This window comes from Pseudomonas sp. GW823-FHT06B06, assembly GCF_058795195.1.
Genome location: NZ_JBXAHO010000027.1, coordinates 69,483 through 81,510 on the forward strand (window position 1 = coordinate 69,483; position 12,028 = coordinate 81,510).

Annotated in this window: 13 protein-coding genes; 4 read left to right on the plus strand and 9 right to left on the minus strand. The window is 57.8% G+C overall.

The window, feature by feature from the left end; all coding sequences use genetic code 11:
* Window positions 1–12: 12 nt before the first annotated feature.
* The 5 genes from flgD to AC1Q8Q_RS22530 form a co-directional block, all read right to left on the minus strand.
* Entirely contained in the window at window positions 13–735 is a 723-nt protein-coding gene (gene flgD, locus AC1Q8Q_RS22510; protein WP_168758843.1) for a flagellar hook assembly protein FlgD, read from the minus strand.
* Window positions 736–750: 15 nt separating this feature from the next.
* Complete coding sequence (gene flgC, locus AC1Q8Q_RS22515; protein ID WP_020800603.1) at window positions 751–1,194, minus strand: flagellar basal body rod protein FlgC; 444 nt, start codon at window positions 1,192–1,194, stop codon at window positions 751–753.
* Between the two features lie 3 nt (window positions 1,195–1,197).
* The gene (gene flgB / locus AC1Q8Q_RS22520) at window positions 1,198–1,605 is read right to left on the minus strand and encodes a flagellar basal body rod protein FlgB (RefSeq protein ID WP_020800602.1); all 408 of its coding nucleotides are present in this window, start codon (window positions 1,603–1,605) and stop codon (window positions 1,198–1,200) included.
* Between the two features lie 337 nt (window positions 1,606–1,942).
* Complete coding sequence (gene cheR, locus AC1Q8Q_RS22525) at window positions 1,943–2,770, minus strand: protein-glutamate O-methyltransferase CheR (RefSeq protein ID WP_033040711.1); 828 nt, start codon at window positions 2,768–2,770, stop codon at window positions 1,943–1,945.
* Window positions 2,771–2,816: 46 nt separating this feature from the next.
* Window positions 2,817–3,749 (minus strand): chemotaxis protein CheV, encoded by a 933-nt coding sequence (locus AC1Q8Q_RS22530; protein ID WP_168758844.1) that lies wholly within the window; start codon window positions 3,747–3,749, stop codon window positions 2,817–2,819.
* A gap of 81 nt (window positions 3,750–3,830) precedes the next feature.
* Between AC1Q8Q_RS22530 and flgA the strand changes: the two genes are divergently transcribed.
* From flgA to AC1Q8Q_RS22550, 4 genes are all read left to right on the plus strand, one after another.
* Window positions 3,831–4,592 carry a flagellar basal body P-ring formation chaperone FlgA gene (gene flgA / locus AC1Q8Q_RS22535; RefSeq protein ID WP_020801354.1) on the plus strand — a complete coding sequence of 254 codons (762 nt, stop codon included), beginning with the start codon at window positions 3,831–3,833 and terminating at the stop codon, window positions 4,590–4,592.
* 167 nt (window positions 4,593–4,759) lie between these two features.
* A complete protein-coding gene (gene flgM / locus AC1Q8Q_RS22540) occupies window positions 4,760–5,086 on the plus strand; it encodes a flagellar biosynthesis anti-sigma factor FlgM (RefSeq protein WP_020801353.1) in 327 nt (108 codons plus the stop codon).
* A 48-nt stretch (window positions 5,087–5,134) separates the two neighbouring features.
* Entirely contained in the window at window positions 5,135–5,602 is a 468-nt protein-coding gene (locus tag AC1Q8Q_RS22545) for a flagella synthesis protein FlgN (protein ID WP_020801352.1), read from the plus strand.
* Window positions 5,603–5,693: 91 nt separating this feature from the next.
* Complete coding sequence (locus AC1Q8Q_RS22550) at window positions 5,694–6,440, plus strand: flagellar brake protein (RefSeq protein ID WP_033040709.1); 747 nt, start codon at window positions 5,694–5,696, stop codon at window positions 6,438–6,440.
* 63 nt (window positions 6,441–6,503) lie between these two features.
* Here AC1Q8Q_RS22550 and AC1Q8Q_RS22555 read toward each other — a convergent pair whose 3' ends face one another.
* From AC1Q8Q_RS22555 to AC1Q8Q_RS22570, 4 genes are all read right to left on the minus strand, one after another.
* The gene (locus AC1Q8Q_RS22555) at window positions 6,504–7,868 is read right to left on the minus strand and encodes an MFS transporter (RefSeq protein WP_020801350.1); all 1,365 of its coding nucleotides are present in this window, start codon (window positions 7,866–7,868) and stop codon (window positions 6,504–6,506) included.
* 60 nt (window positions 7,869–7,928) lie between these two features.
* Window positions 7,929–9,170: a glutamine synthetase family protein gene (locus tag AC1Q8Q_RS22560; RefSeq protein WP_168759224.1), complete on the minus strand. Its 1,242-nt coding sequence runs from the start codon at window positions 9,168–9,170 to the stop codon at window positions 7,929–7,931.
* Window positions 9,171–9,379: 209 nt separating this feature from the next.
* Entirely contained in the window at window positions 9,380–10,072 is a 693-nt protein-coding gene (locus AC1Q8Q_RS22565; RefSeq protein ID WP_020801348.1) for a sensor histidine kinase, read from the minus strand.
* Window positions 10,069–11,673: a tetratricopeptide repeat-containing response regulator gene (locus tag AC1Q8Q_RS22570; RefSeq protein WP_020801347.1), complete on the minus strand. Its 1,605-nt coding sequence runs from the start codon at window positions 11,671–11,673 to the stop codon at window positions 10,069–10,071. Before AC1Q8Q_RS22570 ends, AC1Q8Q_RS22565 begins: the two co-directional genes overlap by 4 nt.
* Window positions 11,674–12,028: the final 355 nt, after the last annotated feature.

A 12,028-nucleotide genomic window follows, 5' to 3' on the forward strand; every position in this document is an offset into this window, starting at 1 on the left:
CGTTAGTCGGCTCTATATACCAATGGTTTGCACTTTGGACAGGGCGACACTGCCGAGCCCGGCCAGGTTGAGCATCAACTCACCGCCGGTCTGGCTGATGGTCACGCTGTTGACCGTTGCCGGCAGATTGGTGACCAGTGCCACGGCCTTGTCATCGATGGTGGTGCTCGCCACAAAGGTATAAGTACCCGAATCCACGACCTTGCCGGCATCGTCCTTACCATCCCAGGTGAAGCTGCCAGTGCCGGCTTTCTGATCATCCAGGGTGATGGTACGGATGGTCTTGCCATCCTTGTCGGTGATTTTCACCGACACTTCAGCCACCGACTGTGGAATGACGACGGAACCGGTCATGCCCTTCGTGGTGTCGACCACGGCCTTGTCGCCCGGTGCGATGACGGAACGCCCGACCAGTGCCGAAGCCTGCAATGCCTGGGACGAGTTGTAGTTGCCAGCGATGCCGGACACGGTATCGTTGAGCGTGGTGATGCCTTCCAGGCTGCTGAACTGCGCCAGTTGTGCCACGAACTCGCCGTTGCCCTGAGGCTCCAGCGGGTTCTGGTTTTTCAGCTGGGTCACCAGTAATTGCAGGAACGCATCCTTGCCCAGGGCCTTCTTGCCCGTGGCACTGCTGGCCGCCGATGTGAGGCTGTCGGAATTGGTATTGGTCTTGATCGACGAGTTGGCCAGGATGTCGTTGAGGCTCAGACCACTGGTGGTATCGGTAACACTCATCTGAGTCGCCCCTTATCACTGACCGAGGGTCAGGACCTTCTGCATCATGGTTTTGGCGGTATTCATCATTTCGGCGTTGGTCTGGAACGAACGGCTCGCGGAAATCATGTCAGCCATTTCTTCCACCACGTTGACGTTCGGGTAGTAGACATAGCCCTTGGCATCGGCGGCCGGATGGTTCGGCTCGTAGCGTGCCTCAAGGTTGCTCTGGTCCTCGACCACGCCCAGTACCTGCACGCCTTGCCCGGCTGCGTCCTGGTTCTGGAACAGAGAATCGCTGCCAGCACCTTGAGCGCCCTGGAACATGGTGGCGAACACCGGGTGACGCGCACGGTAGGTCTGGTCGATGCTCGACGAGACGGTCTCGGCGTTGGCGATGTTCGAAGCCACGGTGTTCAAGCGCGTGGTCTGGGCACTCATGCCGCTACCGGCAATGTTGAAAACACTGGAGAGAGACATGACTTATTCTCCGCGCAGGGCTGACACCAGCCCTTTGAATTTGCTGTTGAGCAGGGTGAAGCTGGCCTGGAAGTTGACCGAGTTTTCTGCGTAGTTCGACTGTTCCAGCTGGGCGTCCACGGTGTTCTGGTCGATCGACGGTTGCATCGGCGTGCGGTACATCAGCGACTCGTCGCCATTGCCCAGGCCCTGGGCCTCGATGTGACGGCTGTTGGTCATGTTCAAGGCGAAGGTGCCATTCTTGGCCTTGTCGTTCTGCGCCTCGAGCACTTTCGAGAACTCCAGGTCCCGAGCCTTGTAGTTGGGGGTGTCGGCGTTGGCAATGTTGTTGGCCAGGACTTCGGCACGCTGAGCGCGGAAGCCCAATGCCTTTTCGTGAATACCGAGCGCTTTATCGAAGCTGATGCTCATGGCGGGAAACCTTCGGCTGACCTGTTTTTCGTGAGATGGTCAAAGCAAGCGTCATGCCAATTTAGAAAACCCCATAAACCGGGGCTTTGCGGGCAACGACCCATGCGGCAACGACAGAAAAGCGGCAACCGGTTTCCGCTGGATGCCGCTTTTCTGCCGCTTCCCGTGGACAACACATACCCTGTAGGAGCTGCCGCAGGCTGCGATTTTTTGATTTTGTTTTTTAAGATCAAGTCCAAAAGATCGCAGCCTTCGGCAGCTCCTACGTGATGCAAGCGCGACAGGCATAAAAAAGGAGCCCTGTGGGCTCCCATTTTTTATGCCTGTCGCGCTTGCATCACTTCGCCTGGTAAATAATCCCCGGGCTGCATTGGACCATCTGGTAATGGTCCGGCAATCCGTTCAGCGCTTCGGAAGCACCGAGGAACAGATAACCTCCCGGCTTCAACGTGCTGTGAATGCGCAAAAGGATGTCCTTCTTCACTTCGGCGGAGAAGTAGATCAGCACATTGCGACAGAACACGATGTCGAACTTGCCAAGGCCGGCGTAGCTGTCCAGCAGGTTGAACGAGCGAAACTCGACCCTGCTCTTGATCGGCGCCTTGATGGCCCAGCGCCCCGGCCCCTTGGGGTCGAAATAACGCTGCAGCCGCTCGGGAGACAAGCCGCGACCGATGGCCAGGCTGTCGTACTCGCCGGTCTTGCAGTTGTTCAGCATGGTGCCCGACAGGTCGGTGGCAACGATCTGTACGCCCATTCTCAACTGCCCGGCATTGAACCGCTCGAACTCATCGATGGACATCGACAGCGAATACGGTTCCTGACCCGACGAGCAGGCCGCCGACCAGATCCGCAGACGCTGACCGGGGCTGGCCTTGATCGCTTCGGGCAGCACCTTGTTTTTCAAGACTTCAAACGGATAGGTATCACGAAACCACAGGGTTTCGTTGGTCGTCATTGCATCCACCACCATCTCGCGCAACCCGCTGCGCGGCTGGGTCTGAATGCGCTGGACCAGCTCACCCAGGGACTTGATGCCTTGCTGCTCCATCAGTTTGTTGAGACGGCTGGAGACTAGATATTGCTTGTTTTCACCGAGCAAAATGCCACAGGCTTTTTCCAGGAACACCCGGAACTGTTCGAAATCCAAATTACCCGTAGACAATGCTGCCGCCTCTAAAATCGTGTTGACTGCCGGGGGCCGAACGCCCCTAGCTGATGTCTGCTGCCTTGATCCGGTCGACTACCCGGGATGCCAGGTCATCAGGACGGAACTTGGCCAGGAAGTCATCGGCACCGACCTTCCTGACCATCGCCTGATTGAATACACCCGACAACGAAGTATGCAGGATGATATGAAGCTTTTGCATGCGAGGGTCGTTGCGGATCTCCGCCGTGAGGGTGTATCCGTCCATTTCCGGCATCTCGATGTCGGAAATCATCATCAGGAACTCCTCCTCTGGCCTCTTGCCCTCGTCGACCAGTTTGCGCAGGTAATCCAGCGCTTGGCGACCGTCGTTCAACGCCACCACATCAACACCGACCGTTTGCAGGCACCGGGTGACCTGTTTGCGCGCCACTGACGAATCATCGACCGTCAGCACGCGCAAGGAGAGCGCCTTGTGCTGGGTCTCGACATCCACCACGCCAGCGGAGATCGCTTCCGGGGTCGGCGCCACTTCCGCCAGTACCTTTTCGACGTCGATGATTTCCACCAACTGGTTGTCGACCCGGGTCACCGCCGTCAGGTAGTGATCACGTCCGGTGCCCTTGGGTGGTGGATGAATCTCCTCCCAGTTCATGTTGACGATGCGTTCCACCGAGCGAACCAGGAATCCCTGGGTCTTGGTGTTGTACTCCGTGATGATCACGAAGGGGTTGTTCTTGTCCTTCAAGCCACCGGAACCGGTCGCCATCGCCAGATCAAGGATCGGAATGGTCGCCCCCCGAATATTTGCCACGCCACACACGACAGGACTGGACTTGGGCATCAGCGTCAGTTTGGGGCATTGCAGCACCTCCCGCACCTTGAACACGTTGATCCCATACAGTTGCTGGCCGTCGAGACGGAACAACAGCAACTCAAGGCGATTTTGCCCCACCAGTTGCGTGCGCTGGTTCACCGAATCCATTACACCAGCCATGCCTGACTCCTACGCCAACGCTAAGTGTTGTTGCGACGCGCCTTCTTCACTAAACGGCACGGCGCTTGCTTTTTACATGTCATGAACTCAGAACCGACATTATTCCGACGCCTGACCACCCGCTGCCGCCAATGGCTGGGGGTGTTGTCGGCTGTTTGCCTGTTCAACGCTGGCAGCCCTGCCCTTGCTGACGCGGTTACCTTGCCTGACATGCTTATCGGCGTCACCCAGGGCTTTCTTGAATTCACCGTAGAGGACTATCTGGCGACCAGTCAAACCCAGGGTCGCTATGAAATCCAGGTAAACCCGCTCGATCCGCGTCTGCGCATGCCGATGTGCGACAAGGAATTGACAGCCACGCTGGAGAGTCCGGCCAAGCCCTTGGGCCGCGTAACGGTCAAGGTTCGCTGTGAGGGAACATCCCCCTGGACAGTCTTCGTGCCCGCTCAAGTACGCCTGTTTCGCGAGGTCGTCACGACCACCCGGCCACTGCGCCGCGCCGGTATTATCGAGCCGCAGGACGTCATGCTGCGTGAGCGCGATATCAGCCTGCTTAACCAGGGGTACCTGACTGCCGTGGACCAGGCTGTCGGGCAGCGACTTACCCGACCAATGGTCAACGATCAGGTCATCAGCCTGGTGCACATCGAACAAGCGGAAGTGATACGCAAGGGCGACCAGGTAGTGATTACCGCCCGCAGTGGTACGCTCAGCGTGCGAATGCCCGGCGAGGCATTGGCCAGTGGCGGCCTGAGCGAACAGATTCGAGTCAAGAATCTCAATTCCAAACGGGTCATCAAGGCACAGGTGATCGCACCAGGCCAGGTGGAAGTGTCCATGTAGGATTTACTGTGGGTGAAGATGTGGCGCCGGCCTCGGCGGTTCCCTAAACTGTGTGCCAGGCACGGCAAGCGCTGGCGCGCGCAAGCTCATTTGATGAATGAGCCTAAAGTTTTTCAGGGAATGGCCGAAAACATGGCAAGCGTCCAAATTCCCAGAGGTTTTTTAACATGGTTATCGATTTCAGCCGATTGAACAGCTCCCCGTCAGTCACGGGCAGTACACGTACCAGCGCCGCCAGGGAAACCGCCGAATCCGGCAAACCTGCCGAGCCTACCTCCGCGGCCGAACAGGCCAGTACCGTCAAAAGCGGGGAGTCGGTACATCTGAGCAATGAGGCGCAACAGTTGCAAAAGATCTCCGATACGCTGCGTGATCAGCCTGTCGTCGACAAATCCCGCGTGGCTGAGTTGAAAGCAGCTATCGCCGATGGCAGCTATAAAGTCGACAGCAACCGTGTAGCCAGCAAACTGCTCAACTTCGAAGCCCAGCGCTAGGCCTAGGCCCGCGCCAGGCTTTTGGACGCTTAAACCCCAAGGCCAGCCATGCACGACACTAATTTACTGCAACTGATCACCGACGACCTTGCTCCAGCGCAACGCTTGCTGGAATTACTGCAAACCGAATCCCTCGCCCTGCACGGCCGCGACATGCGGTTGCTGGAAGAAATTCTGGCGCACAAGCAGGCATTGGTCATCGAACTCGATCAGCATGGCCGCAGACGCAGTGAGATTCTCGCCAGCCTCAACTTGCCAGCCAACCGCAGCGGTCTGGAGCAACTGGCCAGTCAATCGAGCATTGGTCAAGAACTGCTGGTGCAAAGTGATGCGCTGACCGACCTGTTGGCTCAATGCCACGCCGCCAACGCCGACAATGGACAGTCGATCCTTGTACAGCAGGCCGCCACGGCCACCCAGCTGAGAATCCTTAACGGCGGTGACCAGCCCGCGCTCTATGACGCCAGCGGATCATTCTCCCGGTTAGTGAAACCGCGCCCGCTCAGTCAGGCTTGAGCCTGTCTATAAGCACGCTCTATCAAGACGCGAAACATGATGGCAAAATGCCGCTTGCCGTAGTCAACATTTGTCTGGAGATTGATTAACCGTGTCCAATGCCTTAAACGCGGAAGATGCTCCGCAGCCTCCCAAGGTGCTCAGAACGCCCCTGGAGATCTCCGGCAATTTGCGCCAGCTGCTAGACAGCCATGACCCGCTGATCATCACGTTCCACGAGCGCAGCCAGCGCTTCCAGAGCTATCTGGTGGACCTCGATCGTGAGCGCAACATGATTGCCCTGGACGAAATGATTCCCCGCGATGGCGAACGTTTCCTGCTGGCCGGCGAACCCTTCAAAGTCGAAGGTTTTCATGAAGGCGTGCGCATCGCGTGGGAAAGCAATGGCCCGCTGACCATCGACGAATCCAACGGCAGCCGTTGCTACCGTGGAACCCTGCCCGATGAAGTCGTCTACCACCAGCGCCGCAATGCATTCCGCGCTGCCTTGAAATTGGCCCAACTGGTCAACGTCAATCTGGACGGTGAAAAACTCAAGGCATCGATCAGCGGCAAGCTGCTGGACATCTCCGCCACTGGCTGCAAGTTGCGCTTTGAAGGCGATATCACCGGCAGCCTGCAACTGGGTCAGGTTTACGACCGTTTCAACGCCGATCTGCCTTTCGGCAAAATGACGGCACCGGTTGAACTGCGCTACCTGCACTTTGAAGAAAAGATCTCCACCACTTTCGCTGGCGTTCGTTTCCACAACATGAGCGGACTGGTGCAACGTCAGGTCGAGCGGTTCGTCTACCAGCTGCAACGCGAAGCGCGGCGCTTCGACAAAGACGACTTCTGAGGCAACGCTTCAAGCAAAAACGGGCAGCCCCTTGCGGTGACTGCCCGTTTTTTTGCCTGAATGTCAGGGCCTGGCCTCGGTAAAACTCTGCTCCCTGCCAGAATCCGGTTCTTGCGGGGGAGGATCGGTTTCCGGTTCCGGTTCCGGACTCGGATCGGAGGGAAGTGGATTCTGCATCTGATCCTGCACCACCTGCTCGTCCACCCTTGGATCCAGGGCCGCCACCAGTGGTGAACTCGACATACTGTCTGGCATGGCGACGTGATGCAGCGGTGCGTCGTCCACCTGATGCAAATTGGTCACCGCTTTCGGACGAATTCGCCACACCAGCACCAACGCGAAGAAACTGAAGAACGCATAGAGCATCTGGCTGCCGAACAACTTCATCAGCACGCCCGCCACCAGCGGACCGATGCTGGCGCCAACGCCGTAGGTCACCAGCAACATCGCCGTCAACGATACACGTCGATCGCCCTCGACATGGTCATTGGAGAAGGCCACTGCCAACGGATACAGGCAGAACTGGACCAACGAGCAAAGGAACCCGGCAACGAACAGGACCTCCAGCGGCACCCGCTCCATGATCGCCAACGGCAAGGCAGCCAACGCCAGGCTAAACGCAAAACAGCGAATCAACAGCGCCCGATCATAGCGATCGGACAACCATCCCAACGGCCACTGCACCAGCAACCCGGCAAAAATGCAGCTACCCATGAACAGGCCGACCTGCTCCGTGGACAGCCCTTGCTGGGAGGCGTACAGCGGTGCCAGACCGTAGAACGAGCCGACAATCAGGCCTGCGCCCAGGACGGTACTCAATGACTGTGGCACCCGCTTGATAAAGAACCGCGGCTCCATCGGTGCGGGATGCAAAGGCGCCGGGTGAATCCGTCGGGTCAGGGCCACCGGCACCAGGCAAAGCGTGAAACATAGGGCTACCAGCATCAGCAGTTCCAACCCCAGCCCCGGGTGCATGACCAGAATCAACTGACCCAGCACCAACCCCAGGTAGGAGGCGATCATGTATCCGCTGAACACCAGGCCGCGCTGCTTGGCATCGGCCTGCTCATTGAGCCAGCTCTCGATGACCATGTACTGGCACATCATGCCGAGACCGACGATCACCCGCAGGAACAACCAGGCAGGCAACCAGTCCACCAGGCCATGGCCCAGCACCGCCGCGCCGACTATCCCGGCGCAGGCCGAATAGGCTCGAATATGCCCGACCCGGGCTATCAACCGATGGCCGATCTTGCCGCCCAGCACCAGGCCGAAATAGTTGGCAGCCATCAACGCGCCGACCCACAGGCTATCGACATGATCGGCAGCCAGGCGCAAAGCCAGGTAAGTACTCAGCAGGCCCGAGCCGATCAACATCATCAGCGACGCGAAATAAAGCGCTCGAAAGGACTTCCAGATTAGGCGCAACGAGCGACTCCTTGCAGTGGGTGACGGGCTATTAAACGATAGCCCGGTGTCGACATTTCATCAGGCCTGGGCGGCCAGGACACGCCGTTCCCAGGGAGTAATTTCATCAAGGAAACTGGTCAATTCCATGGTCTTCGAAGCGACGTAGCCTTCGATGAATTCCTTGCCGAACAGTTCAATTGCCAAATGGCTACGTTTCAGACGCTCAAGCGCTGCATGCAAGGTACAGGGCAATGAAAGTTTATCCGGTACCTGGAACTCACCCTGAACCGGTTCGTCGGGCTCCAGTCGATGCTCAATGCCATACAACCCGCAGGCCAGGCTCGCTGCGATCGCCAGGTATGGGTTAGCGTCAGCTCCTGGCAATCGGTTCTCGACCCGACGAGCGACCGGCGAGCTGGCGGGGATGCGCAATCCAGCCGACCGATTGTCATGGGACCAGCAGGCATTATTCGGTGATGCAAAGGGATGGCACAAGCGCTGATACGAATTCACGTTGGGTGCAAACAGCGCGGTAAAATCCGCCATGCCGGCTTGCTGCCCCCCTATGAAATGGCGAAAGGCAGCAGTCGGTTGACCGGCTTCGTCACTGAAGACATTGCGCCCCGTACCGATCTCTATGATGCTCTGGTGAATGTGCATCGAACTGCCTGGCGTGTGCGCCAATGGCTTGGCCATGCAAACCACGATCAGGCCGTGCTTGAGCGCGACTTCCTTGAGTAAATGCTTGAACAGGAATGTCTGGTCTGCCAGCAGCAAAGGATCGCCGTGCAGCAAGTTGATTTCGAACTGACTGATGCCCATCTCGTGCATGAAGGTATCGCGCGGCAAGCCCAGCGCAGCCATGCACTCATAGACCTCGCGGAAGAACGGCCGCAGGCCGTTGTTGGAGCTGACACTGAACGCCGAGTGACCTTCCTCGCGTCGACCGTCCAAGCCAGTCGGCGGCAGGAAGGGTTGGGTCGAATCGGTATTGGGAGCGAAGACAAAAAACTCAAGTTCAGTCGCCACCACCGGTGCAAGGCCCACCGCCGCGTAACGCGCGATGACCGCCTTGAGCTGGCCGCGGGTCGACAGACTGGAGCTTTCGCCCGACAATTCATCCGCATCACAGATGGCCAATGCCCGAGGTTGCTGGCTCCAGGGCAAGCGGTGGATCTGCGCCGGATCAGGGACGAGCGCGAGGTCGCCGTCATCGCAACCGTAAAAGCGTGCCGGCGGATATCCGCCCATGATGCATTGCAGCATCACTCCCCGCGCCATCTGCAAACGACGTCCTTCGAGGAAGCCCTCGGCAGTCATCACCTTGCCTCGGGGCACGCCATTCAAATCCGGTGTAACGCATTCGATCTCATCAATGCCCGTCAATCGCTGCGCGAGTGAACCCAGGCCATCGGTTGTCATGACGCAATCCTTGTTTTTATACGAGCCGCGAGCGGCAACTCGTACAAAATAGGCTCCGCGTGTTCAGAATATCAAGCAGGATTCTCAAATATGTAGGTCCCGAGGGTTCAAGGAAGATAGAGCCTGAAGACGCCCCCACCCAAAGGACCGCCATTGCTGATTTCCGTGCGCCCGCCTACGCCGTTACGTTGATGCAGTGCCGCAATCCGACCGGCGAAGTACAGCCCCAGGCCGGTGCTGCCGGTGCTGTGGTTGATGCCCTGCACATACTCGGCCTGGTGCTCGATCATTTGCGCAGGATAGCCTTCACCATCGTCATTGATGGTCAAGACCAACTGCCCGGCTTCGTCGCTGGCACTGATCAACACTGCGTGACGGGCATAACGGATCGCGTTGTTGATGCTATTGGCCAGTACCGAAGCGATCAGCTCTCGATCAAAGAAACCCAACGGACTCAAGGGATCGACTTCAAACGTGGCGGCAATACCGCGGCTGGCGAACACGTCTTGATGACACGCCAATTGCGCTTCGATGAAGTCGTCCAGTTCGTGGTAGGCCGGTTGCAGGGGCATCTGGTTGACGCCCAGTTTGTACAGGCCCAGCAACTGCACCAGCATGCCATTGAGGTGCGCGAACTCGAACTCGATCACACCCAGCGAAGGAGTGTGGCGGGCAGACGCCGGCAAGCTCGCCAGGCATTGGCTGTGGGCCTGCATCAGCGTGGCCAGCGAGTTCTTCATGTCGTGTACGGTGGACGCAATCACCGTCGAGAAATCCAGTGCCTGTTGGTGTTCGTTCATTCGCCAAATGCCTTGTTCTTGAGCTTCGTATAACGCGCAAAACGCGAGTCGGTGTCCGGCATTAAGCCGACCATTTTCAGGCAGGCCCGGCATTCCTCCAGTTCCTCTGAGGGGACATTGGTATCGGTACCATGCAGCAACGCCTGTGCGAGGTTCAACGCGATGCTGATGTTCTTGGGCTGCAGCGCCAGGGCTTTGCGGAAAATCCCTCGGGCCTGCACCAAGTCACCAGTCTTGTACACGCGCACGCCCTGCCGATTGAGATCGGCTGCAACGTTGCCGGAGTTGAGGATGCTCGGATCATCAGTCAACTTGGCGATGCCCTTCATGACCGCAGGATCGTCGCCGTAAATCTCTGCGCAGTTTTTCAACATCGAAGCGCCCGCATTGGCCTGACCCAGCATCTGTAATTGCTTGGCTACCAACAGCGCCGCTTCGGCACTCATGAACTGCTCCATGCCATCGAGCCGCATGATGGCTTGCTCAGTCAGCTTTTCCGCCGTTTCGGCGTCGTTGAGCAGCAGACTGGTCGCCTTCATCAACCGCGCCCTGATTTGCAGACCGGGATCGGACGGGTTCTCCTTTGCCACCGCACTCAGGGTCGTGTTGATTTCCAGACGAGTGCGGGTATCAAGGCCTTTTTCACTGCCCTTGCTGATCAAGGCATGAGCCAGTCCGAGGTTGCTTTCCGCATCCTTGAAGCGTGACTGGGCACCTTGGGCAACAGCCTGGCGGTAAGCTTTGGACGCCGTGTCAAAATCTTCATTGGTCATTGCCAATTTTCCCAATTGCGCTTGTCTGCGCACCGCCAGTGGCGACAAGCGAATCGCCTCTTCAAGAACGCGTTGAGCGGCCTTGGTATCGCCTTCGGCAATCAGCACCTCTGCCATGCCATCGTAGAGCGCCGGCATCATCGGAAACACTTTCAGCGCTTTTTCGTAGACAGCTTTTGCCTGGGTGACCTGGCCCCGCTTGAACAACAACTTGCCCAGTCCGGCAAATGCCCATGGCAAGGGTCGATCGGCGATGATGCCGTCGTAGAGACGCTCCAGTACCTCGTTCTGATTGAGGTCACGCAGGGCATCAGCGCGGTAGCGCAAGCACAACGGCGAATAGCGGATATCCTGTTTGCACAAGGCTATGCAGGCATTGAGCACTTCCACCGGCTTTCCACGGTCGAGGGCCTGCAATATCGGCTTGAGCAACGTCTTGCGCTGTACCAGTCGCTCCAGGCGTTGAGCCAGACCGGATCGGTTGAAGGGTTTGGTCAGGTAAGCATCAGGCTCGTGCTCCAGGGCGCTGAGCACCATGGCCTGGCTGGTTTCAGCGGTGACCATCACGAATACACTTTCATGACTGATCAGCTTGTCGATCATCAGGTCTTCGAGCACCTGCTGACCGTTCTTCTTGCCATCGCCCAAGTGGAAATCCTGGAGGATGAAATCGTAGGATTTCTGCGAACACATCTTCAGCGCCTGTTCGCCAGTGTCGGCCGTGTCCACATCCTTGACACCCAACTCCCGCAGCATCGACCTTACCGAACTGCGGAAATCCGAAAAATCGTCGACGATCAGAAAACTCTTTTGGTGATACGACAGCATCGAAGATTTCCAGGCAATTTAAGAAGAAGAACCGAGAGGCGAATGCACGAACAAGATCAGCTTCACTGCCCTTTACGGCGCGCAGATGATAGCGGTTAGCCATTAGTCATCAAGGGGTTTTTCTCGAAACCGTGATGACTCTTGAAGCTGTGAGATGTAAAGCTCGCTGCGACCTAAAGGTTATCGGCCGGCAGTAGCATTCTCTTGAAGCGAGGGGAGTGGAATTGAGCGGTTTCATTGTAGGAGCGAGCATGCTCCGGGCGGCGTTTCGACGATGATCGTTAACGATAAGGCTGGGGCCTGATATACCGTGGCGCTCTCCGGTTCTTCGCGAGCATGCTCGCTCCTACAGGGG

Excerpts from the sequence above, each read along its gene's own strand:
- flgB (WP_020800602.1), bottom strand. The coding sequence starts at position 1,605 with ATGAGCATCAGCTTCGATAAAGCGCTCGGTATTCACGAAAAGGCATTG.
- AC1Q8Q_RS22565 (WP_020801348.1), bottom strand. The coding sequence starts at position 10,072 with ATGAACGAACACCAACAGGCACTGGATTTCTCGACGGTGATTGCGTCC.
- AC1Q8Q_RS22570 (WP_020801347.1), bottom strand. The coding sequence starts at position 11,673 with ATGCTGTCGTATCACCAAAAGAGTTTTCTGATCGTCGACGATTTTTCG.
- flgC (WP_020800603.1), bottom strand. The coding sequence starts at position 1,194 with ATGTCTCTCTCCAGTGTTTTCAACATTGCCGGTAGCGGCATGAGTGCC.
- flgM (WP_020801353.1), top strand. The coding sequence starts at position 4,760 with ATGGTTATCGATTTCAGCCGATTGAACAGCTCCCCGTCAGTCACGGGC.
- flgA (WP_020801354.1), top strand. The coding sequence starts at position 3,831 with ATGAACTCAGAACCGACATTATTCCGACGCCTGACCACCCGCTGCCGC.
- AC1Q8Q_RS22545 (WP_020801352.1), top strand. The coding sequence starts at position 5,135 with ATGCACGACACTAATTTACTGCAACTGATCACCGACGACCTTGCTCCA.
- flgD (WP_168758843.1), bottom strand. The coding sequence starts at position 735 with ATGAGTGTTACCGATACCACCAGTGGTCTGAGCCTCAACGACATCCTG.
- AC1Q8Q_RS22560 (WP_168759224.1), bottom strand. The coding sequence starts at position 9,170 with ATGACTGCCGAGGGCTTCCTCGAAGGACGTCGTTTGCAGATGGCGCGG.
- AC1Q8Q_RS22530 (WP_168758844.1), bottom strand. The coding sequence starts at position 3,749 with ATGGCTGGTGTAATGGATTCGGTGAACCAGCGCACGCAACTGGTGGGG.